The following is a 24,122-nucleotide window of genomic DNA, read 5'->3' on the forward strand; positions in this document are numbered from 1 at the left end:
TCAAGGAACGGACGCTTCCTTCGTACTCACCCCTGCGGGCTTTCCTCCGGACGTTTTCGTTCGGTGTTTCTGTTGTTCTTGCGTCTCCGACTCTACCAGATCGTTTCCGGCCTGATTCCCAGTCGAACTTGGGTTGTCTTTCCGGCCGTTGGGCCGTTCCGACGAGTGAGACATTAGCGGATTCCCGCGCCCCGAATCAAATCGGGGATTCGGCTTCCTCATTCCGCGAAAAGGCAACGAAAGGCCGCGCGACAGCGTCGCGGAGTTTGTCGTCATCTTGTTCTGCGGAATGGTCGTCCTGGGCCAGTCGAAACCGGTGCTCACATCGGACAACCCGAAGAACTATACGGGCCTCTTCCGGTCGCGTCAACCCCCGCCCGAACAGGCCCAGGTCGGCGGCCTGGTGGCAGCCGCGCGTTAATAAGTTTGCAGGGTCTGCATCTTTGCGTACTCTGCAAGTTGTGAAGAACAAGGACAGCGTGCCCGGGCTCCGTGAGCGCAAGAAGCAGGCGACCCGGGCGGCGTTGGCCGAAGCAGCGGTGCGGCTGGCTGCCGAGCACGGGGCGGAGAACGTCACCGTCGAGGCGATCAGCAGTGCGGCGGGCGTCTCGGCGCGCACGTTCTTCAACTACTTCGACAGCCACGACGACGCCTTCCTCATGGTCGACCCGGCGGTCGGCGAGCGGGTGCGGCGTGCGGTGCGCGAGGCGCCCGCCGCGCTGCCCGTGCTCGACGTTCTGCGCGAGGCGTTCGCGGCGGAGTTGGCGGACGTCGAGGAGCGCCACGAGATCTGGAGCCTGCGGGCCAAGGTCTTCCAGCGCTCTCCGTATCTCCTCGTCCGCGGGCTGGGGGCCCACATGGCCGAGGAGCAGGAGCTGGCCGCTGCGGTGGCCGAGCGGCTGGGGGGCGGCCCGGACGAACCCGTCGGTCTCTATCCCCGGCTCGTCGCCGCCGTCGCGACGACCGCGATCCGGGCCTCCATCGAGGACTGGGTCCAGCGGACACCGGACGTGGCCTTCATCGACGTGTTCCGGGAGGCCTTCGAACACCTGGGCTCCGGACTGGTCGCCCCCGCTGCGGACTCGCCGGACGTGTGAGTGCTTCGGCGCTCCTTCGTCCGTACGGACGTCGGCCCCTGCCGTAACCCCCCTTGAGATTTGTTCCTGCCCGATCCTGCCCGACCCTCGGACCGATTTCCCAGAAGGACACCGTGAGCGCAATCGAGGCGCCTGACCAGGCGCCCACCTCCATGGACCACAAGCAGATACTCCAGGCCATGTCCGGGCTGATGGCCGGCATGTTCGTCGCCATCCTGGCGGGCACGGTCGTGGCCAACGCACTCCCCCGGATCATCGCCGACCTCGGCGCGAGCCAGTCGTCGTACACCTGGGTCGTCACCTCCGAGCTGCTCGCCATGACGGCGACCGTCCCGCTGTGGGGCAAGCTCTCGGACCTCTACAACAAGAAGCTGCTGCTGCAGCTGTCGCTGGGCATGTTCGTGGTCGGCTCGCTGCTGGCCGGGTTCTCGCACGAGGTCGGGCTGCTGATCTTCAGCCGCGTCGTCCAGGGCATCGGCGCCGGTGGGCTCACCGCGCTCGCCCAGGTCGTCATGGCCGCGATCATCCCGCCGCGTCAGCTCGGCAAGTACGCCGGGATCTTCGGTGCCGTCTTCGCGGTCGGCACGGTCGCCGGACCGCTGATCGGCGGCGTGCTGGTGGACACCTCGTGGCTGGGGTGGCGCTGGTGCTTCTTCATCGGCGTCCCGTTCGCGCTGCTCGGGATCGTGCTGTTGCAGCGCACCTTGAAGCTGCCGACCGTACGGCGTGAAGTGAAGATCGACTTCCTGGGTGCGTTCCTGATCGTGGCGGGTGTCTGCGCGCTGCTGATCTGGACCTCGCTGGCGGGCCACCAGTTCGACTGGGCCTCGTGGCAGACGGCCGCGCTGACCGGTGGCGGTGTGCTGCTGCTGGTCGCGGCGGTGTTCGTCGAGGGCCGGGTGCCGGAGCCGATCATTCCGCTGACCATCTTCCGCAACCGCACGGTCACGCTGACCACGGTCGCGAGCCTGCTCGTCGGTGTGGCCATGTTCGGCGGCACCGTGTTCCTGTCGCAGTACTTCCAGATCGCGCTCGGCAAGTCGCCGACGGTGGCGGGGCTGATGAGTCTGCCGATGATCCTGGGTCTGCTGGTGTCGTCCACCGTCGCGGGTCAGATCATCAGCAAGACCGGCAAGTGGAAGGCGTACCTGGTCGCGGGTGCGGTCATCATGACCGCCGGCCTGGGGCTCCTGGCGACCATCGACGCGGACACCCACTTCGGGCTGCTCAGCCTCTACATGGCCATCCTCGGCATCGGCGTCGGCATGCTGATGCAGAACCTGGTGCTGGCCGCGCAGAACGACGTTCCCGCCACCGAGCTGGGTGCGGCCACCTCCGTGCTGTCCTTCTTCCGCAGCATGGGCGGCACGATCGGCACCAGTGCGCTGGGCGCGGTGCTGGCGAACCGGGTCGCGACCGAGATGACGAACGGCATGAAGGCGGCGGGCATTCCCGTTCCGCCGGGAGGCGGTGGCGAGTCCTCCGTGCCCGACGTGGCCAAGCTGCCTGCGCCGCTCCGCGAGATCGTGGAGAACGCGTACGGCCTGGCGACTGCCGACCTCTTCCTGCTGGCGGCGCCGTTCGCGGCGCTGGCGCTGGTGGCGGTGGTCTTCATCAAGGAGAAGCCGCTGAAGACCACGAGCGGTATGGAGCGGCTCGCCGAGGAGGCGGGTGCGGAGGAGGTCGTGGGTGCTGGTGCTGTTCCCGCGGACGCTGCGGCGAAGGACAAGCCGGTCGGGGACGAGGGCCAGGACGGCGGCAGCAGGAGCGCTGCGGCGACGCCGGTCGGCTGAGCCGGCGGATGTGTGCGTGAGTGAGTGAGGGGTGAGGCCCCGGTCGTTCCCTGGGAGGGGTGGGCCGGGGCCTTTCCCGTACGCCGACGAGGGGCGTCGGAGGGCGGGCGCCGGGGGTCAGCGGGTGCCGTGCGGCGGGCGGACCTCGGCGAACCAGCGGCGACGGGGGCCCCGGTACAGGAGGGCGTCCCAGCCGAGGGCGGTGAGTGTCTCCGCGCACCGGGTGAGCCGGTCGCGTTCCTCGGCGGCGGCCCCGCTGCCGGGCGGGCCGAGCCACTCGACGGCGACGGTCCGCGGCTCCTCGCCGGGGCGGACCCGGTAGCCGGTGGCGGTGCGGTTGCCGTCGGCGTCGGTGGCGGAGGGGGTGAAGGGGGCGGCTTCCAGGGCGAGGGCGACGGCGTGGGTGAGCTTGCGCAGTTCCCAGGCGGCGGGGACGGTCTCCGAGTCCTGGGTGAGGCGGCGGATCTGGAGGAGGCCGTCGAAGGCGGTGCGGACGGCGGCGGTCCGCCGGTCCCGGGGTTCCGCGGGCAGGGGGCCGTCGCCTGTGGCCGGGGTGAAGGGAGTCTCTGCCGGGGAGGGGGTGGGGGCGGCGGCCATGGGGTCGGTGTCCTCGTTCGGTGCGGGGCGGATGGGTGCGGGGCGGGTAGGTACGGGGCGGGTGGCGGGGGGCTGCTCCAGGTGCGGCTGGCCGGATACGCGCAGCTGCGGTTCGTCAACTTCTACCGGGGCGATCCCACGACGGAGGGCCGCTATCTCCTCACGGGGCGTCTGCCGGAGGCGGCGGGCGAGGTGATGGTGGGGCCGGCGCGGCGGGCCGGGCGGGCCGGGGTGGCGGGGGCCCTGCGCAACGAGTAGGGGCGCCCGCCGCCCCGGGCCGTTCGGAAGCCTCCGGGAGCGCGCGGTGTCCGGGCGGGACGGTGCGGTGCTCGGGGTTACGCGGTGCCGCCGATCCGGCGGAGGGGGTGGCCGTCGAGGTGGGCGCGGATGTTCTCGACGGCCTGGCCGTAGTACGTCGCGTAGTTGGCGTGGGTCACGTAGCCGAGGTGCGGGGTGGCCAGCAGGCGCGGGGCGGTGCGGAACGGGTGGTCGGCGGGGAGGGGTTCGGTGTCGAAGACGTCGACGGCGGCTCCGGCGAAGGCGCCCGCGCGCAGGGCCGCGAGCAGGGCGTCCTGGTCGACGAGACCGGCACGGGAGGTGTTGATCAAGTACGCCGTGGGCTTGAGCAGGGCGAGTTCGGCGGCCCCGAGGATGCCTCGGGTGCGGTCGCCGAGGACCAGGTGGAGGGAGACGAAGTCGCTGGTGGCGAGGAGGTCCTCCTTGGAGGGGGCGAGGGCGGCGCCTGCCGCTTCGGCGCGTTCCTCGGTGAGGTTCTGGCTCCAGGCGGTGACGTCCATGCCGAACGCGCCCGCGACGGCGGCGACACGGCTGCCGATCTTGCCGAGGCCGAGGAGGCCCAGGCGGCGGCCGTGCAGGTCGGCGCCGACGGTGGACTGCCAGGGGCCGTTGCTGCGGATGTTGTTGGCCTCGGTGACCAGTCCGCGGGCGAGGCCCAGGAGCAGCGCCCAGGTGAGCTCGACGGGCGGGGTGGGGGCGCTGGACGTGCCGCAGACGGTGACGCCGTGCTTCTCGGCGGCGGCGAAGTCGATGACGGAGTTGCGCATGCCGGAGGCGACGAGGAGGCGCAGGCGCGGCAGCCGGGCGAAGAGGGAGGCGGGGAAGGGGACGCGCTCGCGGAGGGTGACGACGATGTCGACATCGGCGAGGACGGCGACGAGTTCGTCCTCGGAGGAGAAGTGCGTGGGGAGGGGAACGAGGTCGACGTCGGGGTCGAGGGGAGACCAGTCGGCGGCGGCGAGGGCGGCGGACTGGTAGTCGTCGAGGAGGGCGCAGCGGAGTTTCATGGGGGCCTTGGGGGGTGTCGGGGGTGTGAGGGCTGGGGGTCGGGGGTCAGGGCCGACGGCCGAGGGTTGCCGGCTGGAGGGCGGGGGTGAGAGTCGGGGCCGGGGACTGGGGGCCAAGAGCTGGGCTGGAGGCCGGGGGTGGGAGTCGGATGCTGAAGGTCAGGAGGCTGAGGATGGGGGGCCAGGGACCGAGAGCTGAGGACCCTGGGGCGAGGGCTGGGGCCTGGGGGCCGTCGGCTGAGGGCCAAGGGCTGACGGCTGGGAGCCGAGGTCTGACGGCTGGGGGCCAAGAACCGGGCTGGAGGGCCAAGCTGAAGGCCGCAGGCGAGAATCGGATGCTGGAAGTCGGGGGGCGAGGGCCGAGGCCCAGGAGCCAAGGCGAGGGTCGGGGGTTAAGAGCCGAGGGCTAGGAGACAGGGGCTGGGGGCCGGAGTCGGGGGCCAAGAGCCGGGCTGGAGGCCGGGGGTGGGAGTCGGATGCTGGAAGTCAGGAGGCTAGGGCCGAGGGCTGGGGCCCGGGGGTCCGGGGGCTGGAAATCAAGGGCTGGGAGGGCAGGGCGGGGCGCACAGTACCTGGTCAGGACGTGAGGGGCAGGGTGTTTTTCGGGCGGGGCGGGCGGCGGTGGTCCATCGGGTCGGCCCTTGCCGTGACGCCCCCTGAGGGTGTTCGGGTAGGGCTCTGGTCCCCTTTCCCGTGGTTGCGGCGTGCGGGCCCGCGCGCCCGCGCGCCAGAGAGGCTCTGCCCCGCACCCGCACCCGCGCCTGGCGTGGTCGTCGCGCGGCTGGTGAGCGGTTCTCGTGCGGATGTTCGCGGCCGGTCGCGTCCGCGCGGCGGAGCCGGGCCGTGACACGGTCCCTCGCCCTGGCGGGGAGCCGAGTCGGCCCGCGCCCCGGGTGCCGGGAATGCGGGATGTCGGCAACTTGCCGGGGCGGTGTCCGTGGGTCACCACGCGTGGCTAGCATGGCCATGGTCGACGGAGCGGAGCACGATATTCAACTTCCGCCCTTCGACCGCCCGTTCGTACGGCGCGAGCCGGGTTCCAGCCCCGACCCGCCGTCGCATCCACGTCAGAGGACCTGTGCCATGACATCGCCCGCCGCTCCCCGACCGCGCCACAGCCCACCTGGAGGGCAGCGGCGCCCGCCCTGGGCCGCGCCCCTGGCGAGCCTGGTCGTCGCGGCCGCGGCGGGCGCCGGCGCGGTGGCCGCCGCGCCCGGGACCGCGCGGGCCTGGGTACTGGGGGCGGCCCTCGTCGCCACGGTGTGCGTGGTCGTGGCGGTCGCCGTCGCCGGGTCCCGGGCCCGTCGGGCCGACCGGATGCGTGCCGAGAACGACGCACTGCGTCAGGAGGCGCTGCGCCGGGCCGGGGAGACCGCACATCTGCTCAACGTGTCACTGCCGGAGGTGGCGAAGCGGCTGCACGACGGCGTAGGAGCGGAGGCTGCGCTGCACGCCGTGCAGCGGCCCGCGGACCCGCAGCTCGCCCAACTGCTGTACGCGGTGGCCGCCCGCTGCGGCGATCTGTACGCCCGGGCCGCCGACGCCGACGCCGGGCGCGCCCGGGCGGAGCACGCGCTCGGCGACGTGGAACAGCTGGCGGCGGACGTGCTGCCGGAGGCGGTCGCCCGGCTGCGTACGGGCGCGTCGGCGGAGACCGTGCTCGCCGCGCTTCCGATGCCCGCCGATCCCCGGTTGCGCGGGCTCCTGGAGCGGACCGTGCGCGACTTCGCGGACAGCGAGCGCCGTGCCGTCGCCGCGCAGGCGGCGAGTGCCACCGGGCTCGGGCGGGTGCAGGCCAAGACGCTGCGGATACTCGCCGACCTGCGGGGGATGCAGGACAAGTACGGCGGCGAGGTCTTCGGCGACCTGCTGCAACTCGACCACACGACCTCCCAGTTGGGTCTGCTGACGGACCGTCTGGCGCTGCTGATGGGCGGCCGGTCCAGCCGGGCCTGGAACAAGCCGATCGTGATGGAGTCGATCCTCCGCGGCGCGGTGGGCCGGATCAGCGACTACCGGCGGGTGCGCCTGCACTCGACGTCGACGGCCGCGATCGCCGGGTTCGCGGCCGAGGGCGTGATGCACCTGCTGGCCGAGCTGATGGACAACGCGACGAACTTCTCGCCGCCGGTCAACGAGGTCCACGTGTACGTCGAGGAGGGCACCTCGGGTCTGGTGGTGACCGTCGAGGACAGCGGGCTGTGCATGCCCCCCGCCGCGATGCGCCGCGCGGTCGCCTCGGTGTCCGGGCAGTCCAACGACCTGGCCGCCCTCCAGGGCACCCGGCTCGGTCTCGCCGTGGTGGGTGTGCTCGCCGCGAAGTACGGGATCTCGGTGAACTACCGGCCCTCCTCGCGCGGCGGCACGGGCGTCGTGGTGCTGCTGCCGCCCCAGTTGCTGGCCCAGCAGCGCAGCGCCCCGGCCACGACCCCGGCACCGGCCCAGACCGCCGCCCCGGCTCCGGCCGGCCTGCCGCGTCCGGCCGCGTCGCAGGAGGCGTCCGTACCGCAGGAGGCGTCCGTACCGCAGGAGACGTCCGTACGGGATCAGCGGACGTCCGTACACGAGCAGCAGACGCCCGTGCGCGAGCAGGCCGCACCGGTGCAGGACCAGGTCGTTCCGGTACGCGAGCCCCAGCGGCCCGCGCCGGAAGCCCCGGAGCCCGCCGCCACCCCCAACGGTCTCCCGGTGCGGCCCCGCGGCCGGACCATGGAGGCCGCGGACCGCAAGCGGCTGGACGCCGACGAGGCTCCTGCCGCCCGGCCCGCTCCCCCGCTGCCCGGGCGGCCCGAGGCTCCCGCCAGGCCGCCGCGTCCCGATGCCGGGGCCCGGTTCGGCGCCTTCCACCGTTCGCAGAAGCGGCAGAGTCCGCCCTCCGAGTGACCCCTCCCCCCTTCCCCCCCTTACCGATTGCTCCCCCCGATTGGAGGCACGGGCCGGCCTTCCCCCGGCGGCCCTTGACCACCGTGCAGACCACTGACAACAGCCTCACCTGGCTCCTGGACAACCTCCTGGAGCGCACCCCCGGTTCCCGCCACGCCCTCGTGCTCTCCCGCGACGGGCTGAAGCTGTGCCGCAGCAGTCACCTCACGCTCGACCAGGCCGACCAGCTCTCGGCGATCGCGTCCGGGATGCAGTCCCTCGCGCACGGCGCGTCCGTCGAGTTCGGCGACGGGTCGGGCGGGGTGATGCATCTGATGACGGAGTTCCCCGGCGGGCTGCTGCTGATCGTGGAGGCCGGGCAGGGCGCCCACCTCGCGGTGGTGGCGGCGGCCGGGGCGGACCCGGGGATGATCGGGCACCACATGAGCGAGCTGGTCGAGCAGATCGGCGACCATCTGCGCGCCGATCCGCGGCAACCGTCCCCTGACGGCAGCCGGTCATGAGCCGGCCGCCCGTCGACACCGGGTCCCCGGACCGCCTCTACACCGTCACCGGCGGCCGCACGGAGCCCGACGGCCTGGTCTTCGACCTGGTGACCCTGGTGGTCAGCGAGCGCGAACCGGCGCCCGGGATGCCGTCGGAGCACGTCCGCATCCTCGAACTCTGCCGCCATCCCGCCGCCGTCGTCGAGATCGCCGCCCATCTCAAGCTGCCGATCACCGTCGTACGCATCCTGCTGGAGGATCTCCTGTCCGCCGGGTCGATCACCGCCCGCCGCCCCCGCGCGGCGGCCTCCGTGTCCCACATCCCCGAGTCCGAACTGCTGCTGGGGGTGCTCGATGGACTTCGCAACCTCTGAGGAGCCCCAGGCCCCGGAGCGCACTCCGCTCGGCGACACCGTCGACACCGGGTTGAAGATCGTGGTCGTCGGCGGGTTCGGCGTCGGCAAGACCACCCTGGTGAAGGCGGTCAGCGAGATCCGGCCGCTGAACACCGAGGAGCACATGACGCAGGCGGGCGCGGGCGTCGACGACCTGTCGCTGACCTCGGAGAAGACGACGACCACGGTCGCCTTCGACTTCGGGCGGATCACGCTCAACGAGCGGATGGTGCTGTACCTGTTCGGGGCGCCCGGCCAGGAGCGGTTCTGGTTCCTGTGGGACCGGCTGTTCGCGGGGACGCTGGGCGCGGTGGTGCTGGTGGACACCCGGCGGATGGCGGACTCCTGGTACGCCATCGACCGGCTCGAACACCACCGGACGCCGTTCATCGTGGCGGTGAACCGGTTCGACGACGGGGCGCACTTCTCGCTGGAGGAGATCCGGCAGGCCCTCGCCCTCTCCGACACCGTCCCCATGATCTCCTGCGACGCGCGGGTGCGGTCCTCGGGCAAGGCCGTGCTGACCACGCTCGTCGACCATCTCTACCGCCTCGCCCTGGCACGGGAGTTGACCACATGAGCAGCGGCACCGAAGGCTGCCCCGCACACGCCTCGGCCGTACGGCTGGGCGGACTGGAGTACCAGCAGACCCCCGCCGAGCTGTACCGGGGGCTGCGCCGGGAGCACGGTGCGGTCGCGCCCGTACTCCTGGACGGAGACGTTCCGGCGTGGCTGGTGCTCGGGTATCCGGAGGTCAGTTACGTCACCGCGCACGACGAGCTGTTCGCGCGGGACTCGCGGCGCTGGAACCAGTGGCCGAACATTCCGGCGGACTGGCCGCTGCTGCCGTTCGTCGGCTACCAGCCGTCGGTGCTGTTCACCGAGGGCCCCGAGCACGAGCGGCGGGCCGGGGTGATCAGCGAGGCGCTGGAGGCGGTGGACCAGTTCGAGCTGGGGCACGACTGCCGGCTGATCGCGGACGAGCTGATCGACGCGTTCGAGGGCAGCGGGCGGGCCGAGCTGATGAGCGCGTACGCGCACGCGCTGCCGATGCGGGCGGCGGTGCAGATGTGCGGGATGCCGGCCGGGTCGGCGGACACGGCGGATCTCGTGCACGATCTGCGGACGTCGCTGGACGCGGCGGAGGGGGACGATCCGGTCGCCGCGTACGTACGGGTGCAGGAGCGCATCCAGCGGCTGGTCAAGGACAAGCGGGCGGCGCCCGGGCCCGATGTGACCTCCCGGATGCTGCACCATCCGGCGGGGCTCGCGGACGAGGAGATCGTGCAGGACCTGATCTCGATCATCGCGGCGGCCCAGCAGCCGACGGCGAACTGGATCTGCAACACGCTGCGGCTGCTGCTCACCGACGACCGGTTTGCGCTGAACGTGTCGGGCGGGCGGCTGTCGGTGGGCGAGGCGCTGACGGAGATCCTGTGGCGGGACACCCCGACGCAGAACTTCATCGGCCGGTGGGCGGTGCGCGACACGCAGCTCGGGGGGCGGCACATCCGGGCGGGCGACTGCCTGGTGCTGGGGCTCGCGGCCGCGAACACGGATCCGCAGATATGGCCGCAGGGTCATGTGGGTGCGGAGGGCAACTCGGCGCACCTGTCGTTCAGCAACGGTGAGCACCGCTGCCCGTATCCGGCGCCGCAGTTGGCGGACGTCATGGCGCGCACGGCGATCGAGACGCTCCTCGAACGGCTGCCGGACGTGATGCTGTCGGTGCCGGCCGAGTCGCTGACCTGGCGTCCTTCGATCTGGATGCGGGGGCTGACCGCGCTTCCGGTGTCGTTCACGCCGGTGGCCCAGTAGGCGGCGGCGCGGCAGGCCGGTCGTCCGGTACGCGGCCGGGGGGGGCCGCCCCTCCCCCGGCCGCCGCGGGTCCTACCGTACGGGCGTGAAGGTGACCGGCACGGACTCCGGGCCGCGGGTGAACACGCCCCTCTCGACGGTCGCGGCGCCCTCCTTGAGACGGACGTCGGGCATGGCGTCCAGGAGGCGGCCGACGCCGATCTGGACCTCGGCGCGGGCGAGCAGCGCGCCGACGCAGAAGTGGCGGCCGAGCGCGAAGGCCAGGTGGTCGGCGGCGGCGGAGAACGCGTTGGTGGCGTTCAGGTCCTCGCGGAAGATGTCGAAGGTGTCGGGGTCGGCGTAGCGGCGCTCGTCGCGGTTAGCGGAGCCGATGAGGCAGGTGACGGTGGCGCCGGCCGGGATGGTGCCGCCGGTGACCCGCACGTCGACGGCGGTCTGACGCATGATCATGTGGACCGGCGGGGTGTACCGCAGGGTCTCGGCGAAGGCCCGGTCGATGAGGGTGCGGTCCTTCTGGACGGCGGCCAGCTGCTCGGGGTGCGCGAGGAGGTTGGCGAAGATCGCGGCTATCGCCTTGTCGGTGGTCTCGCCGCCGGCCGCCAGCAGGAGGCTGCAGAACGCCTTGATGTCCTCGTCGCTCATCCGTACGCCGTCGACCTCGGCGGCGCACAGGGACGAGAGCAGGTCGTCGCCGGGGTTGTTCCGGCGCTCCCTGATGATCGGGATCATGTACTCGGCGAACTCGACGCGGGTGCGCTCGCCCGCGGCGGCGACCTCGGGGTCGCCGGAGAGGTTGCCGAGGAAGGCGATGACGGTGGTGTACCAGCCGTGGAACTTGGCGTGGTCGCCCTTGTCGAGGCCGAGCATGTCGGCGATGACGTTGACGGGGAAGCGGGTGGCGAAGGCGTCCACCAGGTCGACCTCGCCCGTTTCCCGGAAGGTGTCGATCAGTTCACGGGCGTTGCGTTCGATGACCGGGACAAAGGTCTCCTGGAGTTCCCTGCCGCGGAAGGCGGGGGCCACCAGGGCGCGGCGCACCGCGTGCTCACGGCCGCTGAGCTGGAGGATCGTCTTTCCGTGGACGGGTTCTACCTGCCAGTCGTAGTTGTCGGTGGTGAACTGGCCCTCCTTGTCCTTGAAGATCCGCTCCACGTCTTCGTAGCGGGAGACTATCCAGCTCTGCATGGGCTCGTGCCAGAGCAGCGGCGTCCGCTCGCGCATCGCGCGGTACACGGGGTAGGGGTCGGTGGCGAACTCGGGCGAGAGGATGTCGGGGATCTCGTCGACTGCGGTCACGGGAGGGCTCCTTCGGCGGCGGGGGCTGCTGGACCGGCGGCTGCCGGTGCGGCGATGGGCTTGTCCGATCAGGTTATTGATCATTCATCAAGGCCGGAAGCCCTCCCTCCAGGGGGCCTTGGCCCGGAGGACCCGCCCCGGGGCCTCGTCCCGGGGTCTCGTCCCGCCCGGGGGCGAAGTCCCCTCCGTCGTCCTCCCGCCGGAGCCGCGCCCGACGGTCGCCGCCGTCGCCCTCTTCCCTTTTGCTGGTCGTTCTTGCAGCATTCCGTTTGCTTCTGATCCCCCACGATGAGGTTGCCCACCCATGTCCGACGTGCCAGAAGTCCCCTCGTCCACCGCGGTGAACCGCCGCCGCTTCCTCCAGATCGCGGGCGCCACCGCCGGTTTCGCCGCGCTGTCCGGCAGCATCGAGCGGGCCGCCGCCATTCCGGCCGCCCGGCGCACCGGCAGCATCAACGACGTCGAGCACATCGTGGTGCTGATGCAGGAGAACCGGTCCTTCGACCACTACTTCGGCACGATGAAGGGCGTACGGGGCTTCGGCGACCCGCGCCCGGTCGTGCCGCACGGGCTGAAGTCCGTCTTCCACCAGCCCGACGGGGCCAGGACGGTGCTGCCCTACCACCCGGAGGCCGACGACCTCGGGATGCAGTTCATCGCGGGCCTCAACCACGACTGGGCGGGCGGTCACCGGGCGTTCAACAACGGCTCGTACGACCGGTGGATACCCGCGAAGTCGGCGGGCACGATGGCGCACCTGACCCGGCAGGACATTCCGTTCCACTACGCGCTCGCGGACGCGTTCACGGTGTGCGACGCCTATCACTGCTCGTTCATCGGGGCCACCGACCCCAACCGCTACTACCTGCTGTCCGGCCACGTCGGCAACGACGGCAAGGGCGGCGGCCCGGTCCTGGGCAACGAGGAGGCGGGGTACGACTGGACGACGTACCCGGAGCGGCTGGAGCGGGCCGGGGTGTCCTGGAAGGTCTACCAAGACATCGGCGACGGCCTGGACGCGAAGGGCAAGTGGGGCTGGATCAACGACGCCTACCGGGGCAACTACGGCGACAACTCCCTGCTGTACTTCAACAAGTACCGCAACGCCAAGCCCGGTGACCCGCTCCACGACAAGGCCAGGACCGGCACGAACGTCAAGGCGGGCGACGGCTACTTCGACCGGCTGAGGGCCGACGTGAAGGCCGGCAGGCTGCCTCAGATCTCCTGGATCGCGGCCCCGGAGGCCTTCAGCGAGCACCCCAACTGGCCCGCCAACTACGGGGCCTGGTACATCTCCAAGGTGCTGGACGCGCTGACCTCCAATCCCGCGGTGTGGGCGAGGACGGCGCTGTTCATCACGTACGACGAGAACGACGGCTACTTCGACCACGTGGTGCCGCCCTATCCGCCGGCCTCGGCCGCGCAGGGCAGGTCGACGGTCGACACCGCGCTGGACTACTTCCGGGGCAACGCGGGCTACGCGGCGGGCGCCTACGGGCTCGGGCAGCGGGTGCCGATGCTGGTGGTGTCGCCGTGGAGCACGGGCGGTTACGTGTGCTCGGAGACCTTCGACCACACCTCGGTGATCCGGTTCATGGAGAAGCGCTTCGGCGTCCAGGAGCCCCACATCTCGCCGTGGCGCAGGACCGTCTGCGGCGACCTGACCTCGGCCTTCGACTTCGCCCTGCACGACACCGGCCCGGCGGCGCTGCCCGGCACCGACGCCTACGAGCCGCCGGACCGGGAGCGGCACGACAGTTACGTCCCCAAGCCCCCGGCGGCGGGAGCGCTGCCCCGGCAGGAGCGGGGTGCGCGGCCCTCGCGTCCGCTGCGGTACGCGCCGTACGCGGACGGGGCGGTGGACGCGGCGGCGGGGAGGTTCACGCTGACGATGAGCGGCGGCCCGTCGGCCGGGGCGTGCTTCCACGTGACGGCGGGCAACCGCACCGACGGGCCGTGGACGTACACCGCGGAGGCGGGCAAGGCGGTCGCCGACACCTGGAACGCGAAGTACTCCAAGGGGAGTTACGACCTGTCGGTGTTCGGCCCGAACGGCTTCCTGCGCACCTTCCGGGGCGCGAACGGCACGGCCGGACCCGAGGTCGCCGTCCGGCACAGCGCCGAGGGCGAGGGACGGCTCCTGCTGAGCGCGAGCAACGCGGGCACGGCGGCCTGCCGGCTGACCGTGGCCGACTCCTACGGCGGGCAGCCGGTGTCGTTCACCGTGCCCGCCGGCGGACGGGTCGAGCGGACGGTGGAGGTGCGGGCCGGCCGGGGCTGGTACGACCTGAGGGTGACGTCCGGGACGGACGCCGCCTTCCTGCGGCGGCTCGCGGGGCGTGTGGAGACGGGCCGGGCCGGAGTGAGCGACCCGGCCCTGGCCACGGTCTAACCGCGCGCCGCGACGCTGTAGTTGTAGGGCGTCGTGACGCTGATCTGGGCGAAGCCGAGGCGCTGGAGGATCGGGCGGCTGGTGTCCAGCACGGCGTCCGACTGGAGGTAGTGGTAGCCGCGGGCGGCGGCGGTGCGGGCACGGTGGGCGACGAGGGCGCGGTAGATGCCCCGGCCGCGCCACTCGGGCGCCGTGCCGCCGCCCCACAGGCTCGCGAACCGGGTACCGGGGTCGAATTCGGCGCGGGCGGCGCTCACCGGTTCGTCCCCAGCGAGGGCGACGACCACCGAGACCGTGTCCGGGGCCTCGGTGAGCCGGTCGAGCACCTGCTGGCCGATGCGCGTCCCGTCCGTGCCGAAGGCCAGGTCGTGGGCCCGCACCATCAGGTCGACCCCCGCCGCGTCGGTGACCTCGACGAGCCGCACTCCGTCGGGGAGCACCGGCGGCACGGCGAGTCCCGCGGTCTCGGCGACCATCACGGCCTCCGGGTCCTCGGGCACGAACCCGGCGGCGCGAAGCCGTCGCGGGAGGTCCTCGGGGCGGTCGTGGGAGTAGTGCTTCCACTCGAAGTCCAGGCCGAGGGCGGTGTAGTGCCGCACCTGTTCGGCGATGACGGCGTCCGCGGTCCGCTCGGTCAGGTCCGACCACAGGACGGCGTTCCAGCCCCGGGCGTCACTGGTGTGCCGGACGACGTGCCCGGCTGCGGGGCCGACGCGCTCGCCGGGGGCCCCGCGGCGCATCTCGGTGTCGAAGAGTTCTCGCACTGCGTCAAGGTTCATCCGCGTACCTGAGCACGGGGCCGGTCTCCGCGCCAGCGAATTCCGCCGCCGTGGCGCGTCGCCCGGTGCCGCGGGGTGTTCACGCGTCTGCCATGCGGGCGTTGCTCATTGCGCCCCGGCGAACTGGATCAAGCCCTCTAACGTCGCCGCTGTCCCGCCCGGACGACGATCCGACGAACCGACGAACCGACGACAGACAAGGCACAGCCCCATGAGATTCGCCCCGCTGGTGATCGCCACCGCTTCGGCCGCCCTCCTCGTACCGACCGCGCTCGCCGCCCCCGCGCCCGTGCCCGCCGCGGCGGGGCCGGCGACCCCCGCGCCGCCGGCCGTCGACAAGCCGGGCGGCCGTTACGAACACGGTGTCCGGCTCGCCTTCCGGGCGGAACGCGGCGCGGTCGTGCGGTACACCCTGGACGGGACGACACCGACGCGGCACAGCCGCCTGTACGTGCCCGGTGTCCCCGTGCGGATCACGCAGGACACCAACGTCACCGCCGTCGCCTTCCGGGGCGGCAGGGCCAGCGTCCCGGTCTCCCGCGGCTATCTGGTCAGGAGCGCCGAGAAGCCGGTCGCCCGCGTCGTGGTCATGTCGGACGTGCACATCGGCGACTACGCGAAGAACACCGGGAAGTGGGCGAGCTTCTTCGACACCATCGGCTCGGTCTTCCCCCGGCCCGACGCGATCCTCTCCAACGGCGACATGATCAACGACAACGGGGACGGCAAGGGGCCCGACCACGCCGTCGTGGCCCGCATCTTCCAGGAGAACCTGCGGCGCAAGGGCATGACCGGCACCCAGGTCCTGCTCTCCAACGGCAACCACGACGACTCCCTCGCCCAGATCCGCGCCCACTACCCGAAGGCCTGGTTCCCGGACGCGGGCGGCGGCTTCTACGAGTCCTCGGTGGGCGGCGTACCGCTGCTCACGCTCAACACGGAGACGTACAACTCCAGTACGGAGCAGCAGAACTGGCTGAAGAAGCGGATGGCGGAGCTGACCGCGAAGAGCCCGAACACGCCCGTGCTGGTCCAGGGGCACCGGCCCGCGTCGAACACGGTGATGGACGGGCAGCAGGCCGCCAACCCGAAGCTGACCGCCGACCTGAGCGCCTTCCCGCAGGCGGTGTTCTTCTCCGGGCACTCCCACCTCAACCTCAACGACGACCGGTCCGTGCACCAGAAGGACTTCACGGCCGTCAACGACGGGTCGATGAGCTACGTGGAGATGGACCACGGGTACCAGGCGGTCACCGAGGAGGGCCTCGCCAACCGGTTCGAGTCGCCCACCTCGCAGGCCCTGTTCGTCGAGGTGTACAAGGACCGCACCGAGATCGCCCGGGTGAACATGGCCGCCGACAAGCACGACATCTACACCGGCGGGAAGTGGTCGGCCGACTGGCAGCCGCCGTACGCGAGCGCCGGCACCCTCAGCGGCAGGAGCTGGACGGTACGGCTCAAGGGCCGCACCGCACAGCAGATCAAGGACAACTTCACCTACACCGCGGCGCACCGGAACACGACCGCTCCCGTCTTCACCGGCCGCCGTCCGCTGTCGGCGGTGCGGGACGCGAAGGGCGGCACGGCGCTGCGGATCGCACAGGCCCGGGACGACCAGATGGTGCACCACTACCGGGTCGACGTGACGGACGAGACGACCGGCGCCAAGGCCCTCTCCTCGAAGGTGCTCGCCGAGTACTACTACGCGCCGCTGCCGAACTCCCTGGACGTTCCGCTGCCGGCCGCCGCGCCGGGCACGCGGTACGCGGCCCGGGTGACGGCGGTCGACGCGTACGGCAACGCGTCGGCCGAGGTATCGCTGAAGTTCCGTAGGTAGCAGGACCGTTGGGGGTGGTGAGCGGGACGATTCAGTGATCAACTGTTCCGTCGTCCCGCTCCGCCTTTCCGAAGGACCCCCGTGAACCTCTCACTGCGGCTGCCCCGTTCCTCCTCCGGCTGGACCATGGCGGTCTTCGGTCTGCTCGCCGCCGCACTGGGCGTCGTGGGGCTCGTCGCCCCGGACGCCCAACTGGCGTTGATGGGCCTGGAGACGCCGGCCGGCGGTGTGCGGGCCGACGGGGACCACACCCTGATGTTCCTGACCGCCTCGTCCATGGCGGCGGTGAACATGGGCGTCTACTACGTGCTGGCCGCGCTCGCCGACTGGCGAGCCTTCTTCCGCTGGACGGTGCCGTTCCGGCTGCTCACCTTCACCGTGTTCACGCTCGCCGTGGTCACCGGGAGGGCTCCGGCCGGGTTCCTCGCGGTGGGCGTCTGGGAGGGAGTGGGCGCGCTGGCCACGGGGATCGCCCTGCGCACGGAGACGCGGAAGGCCGCGCACGGCCGGGCGGGTGACGGGATGCGCGCAGAGGTGCGGGACGCCACGCGCGGGGAGTCGGCGGCCGGTTCCGGGGCATACGACGAGAACACCCGTTCCCGCTGACGTACCACCCCAGACGGGGAGAAGCGCGACAACGGGTGAGAAGGTAGGCGCAGCCCACGCCCGACACGCCACGAAAGTACGCCCCATGCCGAGTGAGCCCATCGCACCGCCGACCGACCGGAGCGGTCCGTCTCCCGCCCCCGGCGTACTGGCCCGCTGCCGCACCGCGCTGCGCCGCACCCCCGTGTCGGTGTGGAACGACGACGTGTCCGACTGGGCGGCGGCGCTCACGTACTACGCGATCCTGGCGCTGCTGCCGTCGCTGCTGATCACGGTGACGTTGATCGGTCTCGCCAATCCGGACGCGGTGCAGTCGCTGATCGACGACATCGCCTCGGTGGCTCCGGCGGAGTCCAGCAAGGCGCTGCGTCAGGCGCTGGAGGACGCGGTCAACGGGAACTCCGCGGTGTGGCTGCTGATGGTCACGGGAACGGTGAGCGCCCTGTGGTCGGCGTCGAGTTATCTGGCGGTGTTCCGGCGGGCGATGCACGCCATGCATCACGTACGGGACGTCCGTCCGGCGCTGCGCAAGGCGCACCTGATCGTGGTCACGGCGGCCTGTCTGCTGCTGTTGCTGCTGGCCAGCGCGGCGGCGCTGGTGATCACCGGGCCGATGGCGCGGGGGCTGGCGGACAAGCTGGGGATGGGCGACGTGGGAGAGGCGGTGTGGTCGGGGCTGAAGTGGCCCGTGCTGGGGTTCCTGGTGGCGCTGCTGATCATGATCCTGTTCCACACCGGCCCGGCGGTGGCACGGGGCGTGCGCAGGGGGCTGCCGGGGGGTGTGCTGGCGGCGGTGCTGTGGCTGACGGCGTCGGCGGGGTTCGCGTTCTACACGACGCACATCGCCAGTTACAGCAGGCTGTACGGGTCGCTGGCCGGGATCGTGGTGTTCCTGGTGTGGGTGTGGTTCGCGAATCTGGCGCTGTTGGTGGGGGCGCAGTTCAACGTGGAGCTGGCGAGGCTGGAGGGGCGGGGGCCGGGGCGGCGGCATCCGAGGATGGGGCGGGGCTGAGGCGGGGCGAGGGGGATCGCCGCGTCGCCCGAGGGGGTAGGAGGTCAGGTGAGGGTGTCGAGGCCCAGGGGGGTGTTGGCGCCCTCCCGGAGGGCCTCGGACACCGGGGCCGGCAAGGGGGAGAGGCCCAGTAGTCCTGTTGTCAGGGTTGCCGTCGTCGTGTGCCACTCCCCCGCCCGGCGGAGCATCGCGTGGTCGCCGCCCTCGACGGTGATCACGCAGGTGCGGGCCCCGGCGCGGCGGGCGCGGGCCGCCAGTTCACGGGTGTCGCGGGGGCTGGTCGTACGGTCGCGGTCGCCGTGCAGCAGGACCACGTCGCGGTCCGCGAGGTGGTCGACCGGTTCGCCCGGCGGGCACCAGGGGGCGAGTCCGACCACTCCGGTGACCTGCGGGTGGCCCGCGACGCGCAGTGCCGCCCGGCCGCCCATGGAGTGGCCGACGAGGACCACGGGCACCGGCCCGAGTGCGTCGGTCAGCGCGTCGAGGGCGCGCAGGGCGTCGTGCACGGGGTCGGCACGGGCGCCGTTCCAGCCCCGGTGCCGGTAGACGGCCGTGCGCAGGGCGAGCGGGTGGGCCCCCGCCGCCCGCGCGATCGCCCGGCCGAAGGGGATCAGGCGGCGGCCCGGGAGGTTCAGCGCGGGCGGCGGCTCCAGGCCGTCGGCGCGGCCGCCGTGCAGGAGCAGGACGGCCGCCTCGGGTGCCGGCCGGCGGGCTGAAGCCCGTTGTCCCGCGCTCGCCCCTCGGGTTCGCATGTCCGCCTCCGCTTCTGGTGCCGGGCCCGACGGGCCCTCTCGGGGTGTTCCGGAGCGGACGGCGTCCCGGACGGGGCCGCCTCGTACCGCGTTCCCGCTCCCCTGCCCCGGCGGCCGCGTCGTCACACCCCCGCGGCCAGGACCCGGTCGGGGGTCAGCGGCAGCTCCCGGAAGCGGATGCCGGTCGCGTGGTGGACGGCGTTGCCGATGGCGGCCGCGGTGCCGACGATGCCGATCTCGCCGATGCCCTTGCTGCCCATCGGGTTGAGGTGGGGGTCCTCCTCCTCGATCCAGTGCGCCTCGATGTCGGGCACGTCGGCGTGGCAGGGGACGTGGTAGGAGGCCAGGTCGCGGGCGTCGAAGTCGCCGAACGCCGGGTCCAGGGAGCTGTGCTCGGTCAGGGCCATGCCCAGGCCCATGGTCATGCCGCCGACGAACTGGGCGCGCGCGGTGCGGGCGTTGAGGATGCGGCCCGCCGCGTACACGCCGAGCAGCCGGCTCACCCGGATCTCGCCGGTGACGGTGTCGACCCGTACGTCCGCGAAGTGCGCGCCGAAGGCGTGCCGGGCGTACGGGGAGTCCGCGTCGGCCGTGCCCGTGGTGTCGGCGGTCTCCGTCAGGCCGTCCGCCGGAAGCTGCCCGCGGTGCGCGGCGAGGCGGCCCGCGAGCGCCGTGCACGCCTGGTGGACGGCCCAGCCCCAGGAGGCGGTGCCCGAGGAGCCGCCGGCCAGCGGGGCCTTGGGCAGGGCGGTGCTGCCGATCTCCGTGCGCACCGTCTCCAGCGGCACGCCGAGCGCGTCGGCGGCGACCTGGGCGAGGACCGTGCGGGCGCCGGTGCCGATGTCGGTGGCGTTGATCCGTACGCGGTACGTGCCGTCCGGGAGCGCCTGCGCGGACGCGGCCGAGGGGGACGCCAGCACGGGGTAGGTGGCGGCGGCCACGCCGGTGCCGGTCAGCACGGAGCCCTCGCGGCGCACGCCGGGGCGCGGGTCGCGGGCGGCCCAGCCGAACCGGCGGGCGCCCTCGCGCAGGCACTCCACCAGGTGGCGGCTGCTGAAGGGCTTGCCGCTGTCGGGTTCGTGGCCGGTGTCGTTGCGCACCCGCAGGTCGATGGGGTCCAGGCCGGCGGCTTCGGCGAGTTCGTCCATGGCGGACTCCAGGACGTACATGCCGGGCGCCTCGCCGGGTGCGCGCATCCAGGAGGGGGTGGGCACGTCCAGCGGGACCACCCGGTGGGTGGTGCGGCTGTGCGGGGAGGGGTACATGACCCGGGCCGGTACGGCGGCCGTCTCGACGAACTCCTTGATCCGGGAGGTGTACGTGGTGACCTCGTGGTCCACGGACAGGAGGGCGCCGTCGGCGTCCGCGCCGAGCCTGATCCGGTGCAGGGTGGGGGCCCGGTGTCCGACGACGGCCGCCAGCTCCCGCCGGGACAGCGCGAGCTTGACGGGGCGGCCGACGTGGCGGGCGGCCATCGCGGCCAGGACGACCTGGGCGCGGGGGGTGCCCTTGGAGCCGAAGCCGCCGCCGACGTGTTCGGAGACGACGGTGATCCGCTCCTGCGGCAGGCCGAGGAGCCCGGCGAGCACCTCGCGGACGGTGCTCGCGCCCTGGCTGGAGTCGTACACGGTCAGCCGGTCGTCCTCCCAGCGGGCGGTGGCGGCGTGCGGCTCCATGGGGTGGTTGTGCAGGGGCGGTACGGAGTAGGAGGCGTCGACCCGGTGCTCCGCCGTGGCGAACGCCGCCGGGGCGTCGCCGCGTTCGCGGTGGGAGGGCTGGTCCTCGTCTTCGTCGTCGGGGGTGTACGCGTCCGGGTGGTCGGTGCGGACGGTGACGTCGTGGGGCTCGGCGGCGTACTCGACGCGCAGGGCCGCGGCGCCCTCGCGGGCGGCTTCCGGGGTGTCGGCGACGACCAGGGCGACGTACCAGCCGCGGTGCGGCACGGTGTCGTCCTGGAGGAGGCGAAGGGTGGCGTCGTCGGCGTCGCCGAGGCGGGGCGCGTTGCGCGGGGTGAGCACGGCGAGGACGCCGGGGACGGCCAGGGCGGCCTTGTCGTCGATCTCCGTGATCCGGCCGCGCGCGACCGTGGCCGGTACGGCGCGGGCGTACGCGCAGCCGGGCGGGGTGTGCTCGGCGGCGTAGCGGGCGGTGCCGGTGACCTTGTCCCGGCCCTCCCGGCGGGCGGCGGGGGCGCCGAGCGCGGTCGGGGTGTCGCTCATCGCGGGGGTGTCCTTCCAGGGGCGGGAATCGGGCCGGTGAGGGGCGGGGCTCAGGCCCGCGCGGCGGCGAGGCGCGTCAGCACGTCGTGGGCGACGCGGTGGGCGAGGGGGACCTTGAACGCGTTGTCGCGCAGCGGTTCGGCCTGCTCCAGCTCCGCGTCCAGCGCCCGGGTGAGGCGCTCGGGGTCCGGCGCGTGGCCGAGGAGTTCGGCCTCCGCGTGCCGGGCGCGCCACGGCCGGTGGGCGAGTCCGCCGAAGGCGAGCGCCGCGTGCCGCACCACTCCGTCGCGCACGTCGAGCACCGCCGCGACCGAGGCGAGCGCGAACGCGTACGAGGCGCGGTCGCGGGCCTTGCGGTAGGCGGAGGGCAGTCCGGCGGGGCCGGACGGCAGGGTGACCGCGGTGATCAGCTCGCCGTGCCGCAGGACGGTGTCCCGGTCGGGGCGGTCGCCGGGGAGGCGGTGGAAGTCGGTCACGGGGACGGTGCGGTCGCCGTCCGGGCCGTGCAGTTCGACGGAGGCGTCGAGGGCGGCGAGCGCCACGGCGAGGTCGGAGGGGTGGGTGGCGATGCACTGCGGCGAGTGGCCGAGGACGGCGTGGTCGCGGTGGATGCCGTCGCGGGCGGCGCAGCCGGTGCCGGGTTCGCGTTTGTTGCAGGGCTTGGCGGTGTCCTGGAAGTAGCCGCAGCGGGTGCGCTGGAGGAGGTTGCCGCCGGTGGTGGCCATGTTGCGGAGCTGGCCGGAGGCTCCGGCGAGCAGGGCCTGGGAGAGGACCGGATAGCGGTCGCGGACCAGGGGGTGGGCGGCGAGGTCGCTGTTGCGGACGGTCGCGCCGAGGTGCAGCGAGCCGTCGGGGCGTTCCTCGACGGTGTCCAGGGGGAGCCTGCTGACGTCGACGAGGAGGCCGGGGGTCTCGACGCCGAGCTTCATCAGGTCGACGAGGTTGGTGCCGCCGCCGAGGTAGCGGGCCTCGGGGTCCCCGGCGTGGGCGCGGGCGGCCTCTTCGACGGTGGCGGGGCGGACGTAGCCGACGGGCTTCACCGGGAGACCTCCTGCGCGGGGGCGGCCGCGTGGGCGTCCTCGACGGCGGCGACGATGTTGGGGTAGGCGCCGCAGCGGCAGAGGTTGCCGCTCAGCCGTTCGCGGATCTCGGTCCGGTCGAGGGCGGCGGGGCCGTTCGGGTGAGGGCCCGGGGCGGTGGCGGCGGAGGGGTGCCCCTGGGCGGCCTCGGCGAGCATGCCGACGGCGGAGCAGATCTGGCCGGGGGTGCAGTAGCCGCACTGGAAGGCGTCGCGTTCCAGGAACGCCTGCTGGAGGGGGTGCGGCTCCCGGCCGTCCGGGCCGTGGAGTCCTTCGACGGTGGTGATCTCCCGGTCGTCCTGGGCGACGGCGGGCAGCAGGCAGCTGTTGGCGCGCCGGCCGTCGACCAGGACGGTGCAGGCACCGCACTGGCCGTGGTCGCAGCCCTTCTTGGCGCCGGTCAGGCCGAGGTCCTCGCGCAGCACGTCCAGCAGGGTGGCGCGGTGGTCGACGGTCAGCGACCGGGTCTCCGCGTTGAGGTGCAGGGTGATGCGGGACCTGATGGCGACGGCGCTGCCGGGCACGTCGCGGTGGCCGCCCTCATCGGCGAAGTCGTCGGTTCCCATGTGCAGTGCGCGCCCTTCGTCCGGTCGGCGGCCGTCCCGTGCGTCGCACACGTCGGCCGCCCTCAGGTGTTCCGCTTTCGCGTTTCCAGGCTGGGCCAGGTCATTCGTCCCGGCATGTCGGAACCGGCCGGGACTCGGCCTGTCGCCGGTCCGGCGGGCATGACATCGTGCGTTGGTCCGGACCATTCGCAGGCCCCGGGAGAGCCCGGGAAGGAAGAGGCCAGCGCTCATGGAAACCCTGGAGAGAGCCGTTCCGCTGCACCGGCTCGACGTGCCCGCCCCGCAGCAGCTCCCCTTCGCCATCGGCTCGTTCGACAGCATCGGAGCGCTGTCGCGGGCCTCCTTCCCCCACCGCCACACCTTCTACGAGATCGTCTTCGTCACCGGCGGGCGCGGCGCGCACGTCATCGACCTCTCCCGCTGGGAGCTGCGCCCGCCGCACTTGTGCTTCGTCGTGCCCGGCCAGGTGCACTACTGGGAGAACGCGACCGGCCTCCAGGGCCGGGTCGTGCTCTTCACCGAGGACTTCCTGGTCGACCACCCGGGCGACCGCGACCTGCTGCGGACGCTCGGCGAGCGGCCCTGGTTCAGTCCCGCCGGGGAGGACGCCCCGGCCTTCGCCCGGCTGATCGGCGAGATGGAGCGCGAGCACCGGGCGGGCCAGGCGGGCTTCGCCTCGGTGCTGCGCTCCTATCTGCACGTGCTGATCGTGCGGGCCTCCCGGCTGGCGGGCCCGGCCCCCGCGCCCGCGGACCCGGCGGGCCGGCCCGCGCTGGTCACCCAGGAGTTCCTGCGGCTGCTGGCCCGGCCGGACCCCGAGGTGTGGGAGGTGCGGTCCTGCGCCCGCCGGATCGGTGTGAGCGTGGGCTACCTCAACGAGGCGGTGAAGCAGACCACCGGCCGCACACCCGGTCAACTGGTGCGCCAGGTCCGTACGCACGAGGCCAAACGCCTGCTGGTACGAACGGACTTGACGGTACGTCAGGTGGCGGCGGAGGTCGGCTTCGCGGACCCCGCGTACTTCTGCCGGTTCTTCCGGCGGGAGACCGGCATCAGCCCGGGCGCGTTCCGGCGCGGCAGCGGTGCAATGCACCACGACTACCGCGTCCCGTCCCTCGCGCACCCGCAGTCGCCGTCCTAGGTTCGAGGGGAGTTCCGGAGCGCGCCCGGAGCGTCCCGGGGCCTGCCCCACAGGTCCCGGCTCTCCCCCTT

The 24,122-nt window shown here is 72.8% G+C and carries 20 protein-coding genes and 1 pseudogene; 13 read left to right on the forward strand and 8 right to left on the reverse strand.

The annotated features are described in order from the left end of the window. Positions 1 to 452 precede the first annotated feature (452 nt). Both ACIP93_RS28295 and ACIP93_RS28300 read left to right on the forward strand, forming a co-directional pair. Positions 453 to 1,097 (forward strand): TetR/AcrR family transcriptional regulator, encoded by a 645-nt coding sequence (locus ACIP93_RS28295; RefSeq protein WP_401763346.1) that lies wholly within the window; start codon positions 453 to 455, stop codon positions 1,095 to 1,097. Between the two features lie 152 nt (positions 1,098 to 1,249). Beyond that, the gene (locus ACIP93_RS28300) at positions 1,250 to 2,890 is read left to right on the forward strand and encodes an MDR family MFS transporter (RefSeq protein ID WP_401763349.1); all 1,641 of its coding nucleotides are present in this window, start codon (positions 1,250 to 1,252) and stop codon (positions 2,888 to 2,890) included. Between the two features lie 117 nt (positions 2,891 to 3,007). Here ACIP93_RS28300 and ACIP93_RS28305 read toward each other — a convergent pair whose 3' ends face one another. After that, complete coding sequence (locus ACIP93_RS28305; RefSeq protein ID WP_401763011.1) at positions 3,008 to 3,487, reverse strand: hypothetical protein; 480 nt, start codon at positions 3,485 to 3,487, stop codon at positions 3,008 to 3,010. Between the two features lie 81 nt (positions 3,488 to 3,568). On the opposite strand from ACIP93_RS28305, the gene ACIP93_RS28310 reads away from it, so the two are divergent. Then, the gene (locus ACIP93_RS28310) at positions 3,569 to 3,745 is read left to right on the forward strand and encodes a hypothetical protein (RefSeq protein ID WP_401763013.1); all 177 of its coding nucleotides are present in this window, start codon (positions 3,569 to 3,571) and stop codon (positions 3,743 to 3,745) included. 77 nt (positions 3,746 to 3,822) lie between these two features. Here the strand turns inward: ACIP93_RS28310 and ACIP93_RS28315 are convergent, their stop codons facing one another. Beyond that, positions 3,823 to 4,791 carry a D-2-hydroxyacid dehydrogenase family protein gene (locus ACIP93_RS28315; RefSeq protein ID WP_401763016.1) on the reverse strand — a complete coding sequence of 323 codons (969 nt, stop codon included), beginning with the start codon at positions 4,789 to 4,791 and terminating at the stop codon, positions 3,823 to 3,825. 1,083 nt (positions 4,792 to 5,874) lie between these two features. Here ACIP93_RS28315 and ACIP93_RS28320 point away from each other — a divergent pair. The 5 genes from ACIP93_RS28320 to ACIP93_RS28340 all read left to right on the forward strand — a co-directional run bounded on the left by ACIP93_RS28320 (position 5,875) and on the right by ACIP93_RS28340 (position 10,372). Beyond that, positions 5,875 to 7,674, forward strand: coding sequence for an ATP-binding protein (locus ACIP93_RS28320; RefSeq protein WP_401763018.1), 1,800 nt, complete (start codon positions 5,875 to 5,877; stop codon positions 7,672 to 7,674). Between the two features lie 83 nt (positions 7,675 to 7,757). Further along, positions 7,758 to 8,177, forward strand: coding sequence for a roadblock/LC7 domain-containing protein (locus ACIP93_RS28325; RefSeq protein WP_345225778.1), 420 nt, complete (start codon positions 7,758 to 7,760; stop codon positions 8,175 to 8,177). Next, a complete protein-coding gene (locus ACIP93_RS28330; protein ID WP_345225776.1) occupies positions 8,174 to 8,533 on the forward strand; it encodes a DUF742 domain-containing protein in 360 nt (119 codons plus the stop codon). Before ACIP93_RS28325 ends, ACIP93_RS28330 begins: the two co-directional genes overlap by 4 nt. Further along, a complete protein-coding gene (locus ACIP93_RS28335) occupies positions 8,514 to 9,134 on the forward strand; it encodes an ATP/GTP-binding protein (protein ID WP_345225774.1) in 621 nt (206 codons plus the stop codon). Before ACIP93_RS28330 ends, ACIP93_RS28335 begins: the two co-directional genes overlap by 20 nt. Next, positions 9,131 to 10,372, forward strand: a complete 1,242-nt coding sequence (locus ACIP93_RS28340) for a cytochrome P450 (RefSeq protein ID WP_401763022.1) — start codon at positions 9,131 to 9,133, stop codon at positions 10,370 to 10,372. Before ACIP93_RS28335 ends, ACIP93_RS28340 begins: the two co-directional genes overlap by 4 nt. Before the next feature lie 72 nt (positions 10,373 to 10,444). Here the strand turns inward: ACIP93_RS28340 and ACIP93_RS28345 are convergent, their stop codons facing one another. Then, entirely contained in the window at positions 10,445 to 11,668 is a 1,224-nt protein-coding gene (locus tag ACIP93_RS28345; protein WP_401763025.1) for a cytochrome P450, read from the reverse strand. A gap of 304 nt (positions 11,669 to 11,972) precedes the next feature. Between ACIP93_RS28345 and ACIP93_RS28350 the strand changes: the two genes are divergently transcribed. After that, positions 11,973 to 14,060 (forward strand): phosphocholine-specific phospholipase C, encoded by a 2,088-nt coding sequence (locus ACIP93_RS28350; RefSeq protein ID WP_401763027.1) that lies wholly within the window; start codon positions 11,973 to 11,975, stop codon positions 14,058 to 14,060. Here ACIP93_RS28350 and ACIP93_RS28355 read toward each other — a convergent pair. Then, complete coding sequence (locus tag ACIP93_RS28355) at positions 14,057 to 14,839, reverse strand: GNAT family N-acetyltransferase (RefSeq protein ID WP_401763030.1); 783 nt, start codon at positions 14,837 to 14,839, stop codon at positions 14,057 to 14,059. The two genes, ACIP93_RS28350 and ACIP93_RS28355, sit on opposite strands and share 4 nt — an antisense overlap. Positions 14,840 to 15,050: 211 nt before the next feature. On the opposite strand from ACIP93_RS28355, the gene ACIP93_RS28360 reads away from it, so the two are divergent. The 3 genes and pseudogenes from ACIP93_RS28360 (at position 15,051) to ACIP93_RS28370 (ending at position 18,294) form a co-directional block, all read left to right on the forward strand. Then, entirely contained in the window at positions 15,051 to 16,676 is a 1,626-nt protein-coding gene (locus tag ACIP93_RS28360; protein WP_401763032.1) for a metallophosphoesterase, read from the forward strand. Between the two features lie 126 nt (positions 16,677 to 16,802). Further along, a pseudogene (locus ACIP93_RS28365) lies at positions 16,803 to 17,177 on the forward strand (hypothetical protein); the annotation flags it as partial. A 190-nt stretch (positions 17,178 to 17,367) separates the two neighbouring features. Beyond that, complete coding sequence (locus tag ACIP93_RS28370) at positions 17,368 to 18,294, forward strand: YihY/virulence factor BrkB family protein (protein WP_345225758.1); 927 nt, start codon at positions 17,368 to 17,370, stop codon at positions 18,292 to 18,294. A 44-nt stretch (positions 18,295 to 18,338) separates the two neighbouring features. Here ACIP93_RS28370 and ACIP93_RS28375 read toward each other — a convergent pair whose 3' ends face one another. From ACIP93_RS28375 to ACIP93_RS28390, 4 genes are all read right to left on the reverse strand, one after another. Next, positions 18,339 to 19,046, reverse strand: a complete 708-nt coding sequence (locus tag ACIP93_RS28375) for an alpha/beta fold hydrolase (protein ID WP_401763035.1) — start codon at positions 19,044 to 19,046, stop codon at positions 18,339 to 18,341. 122 nt (positions 19,047 to 19,168) lie between these two features. Continuing rightward, positions 19,169 to 21,265 (reverse strand): xanthine dehydrogenase family protein molybdopterin-binding subunit, encoded by a 2,097-nt coding sequence (locus ACIP93_RS28380; RefSeq protein WP_401763038.1) that lies wholly within the window; start codon positions 21,263 to 21,265, stop codon positions 19,169 to 19,171. Between the two features lie 50 nt (positions 21,266 to 21,315). Beyond that, positions 21,316 to 22,305 (reverse strand): FAD binding domain-containing protein, encoded by a 990-nt coding sequence (locus tag ACIP93_RS28385; protein ID WP_401763040.1) that lies wholly within the window; start codon positions 22,303 to 22,305, stop codon positions 21,316 to 21,318. Then, entirely contained in the window at positions 22,302 to 22,910 is a 609-nt protein-coding gene (locus ACIP93_RS28390; RefSeq protein WP_401763042.1) for a (2Fe-2S)-binding protein, read from the reverse strand. Before ACIP93_RS28390 ends, ACIP93_RS28385 begins: the two co-directional genes overlap by 4 nt. A 229-nt stretch (positions 22,911 to 23,139) precedes the next feature. Between ACIP93_RS28390 and ACIP93_RS28395 the strand changes: the two genes are divergently transcribed. Further along, positions 23,140 to 24,051: an AraC family transcriptional regulator gene (locus ACIP93_RS28395; RefSeq protein WP_345225744.1), complete on the forward strand. Its 912-nt coding sequence runs from the start codon at positions 23,140 to 23,142 to the stop codon at positions 24,049 to 24,051. Positions 24,052 to 24,122: the final 71 nt, after the last annotated feature.

Source organism: Streptomyces sp. NPDC088745 (assembly GCF_044751045.1).
GTDB classification, from domain to species: Bacteria; Actinomycetota; Actinomycetes; order Streptomycetales; family Streptomycetaceae; genus Streptomyces; species Streptomyces cremeus.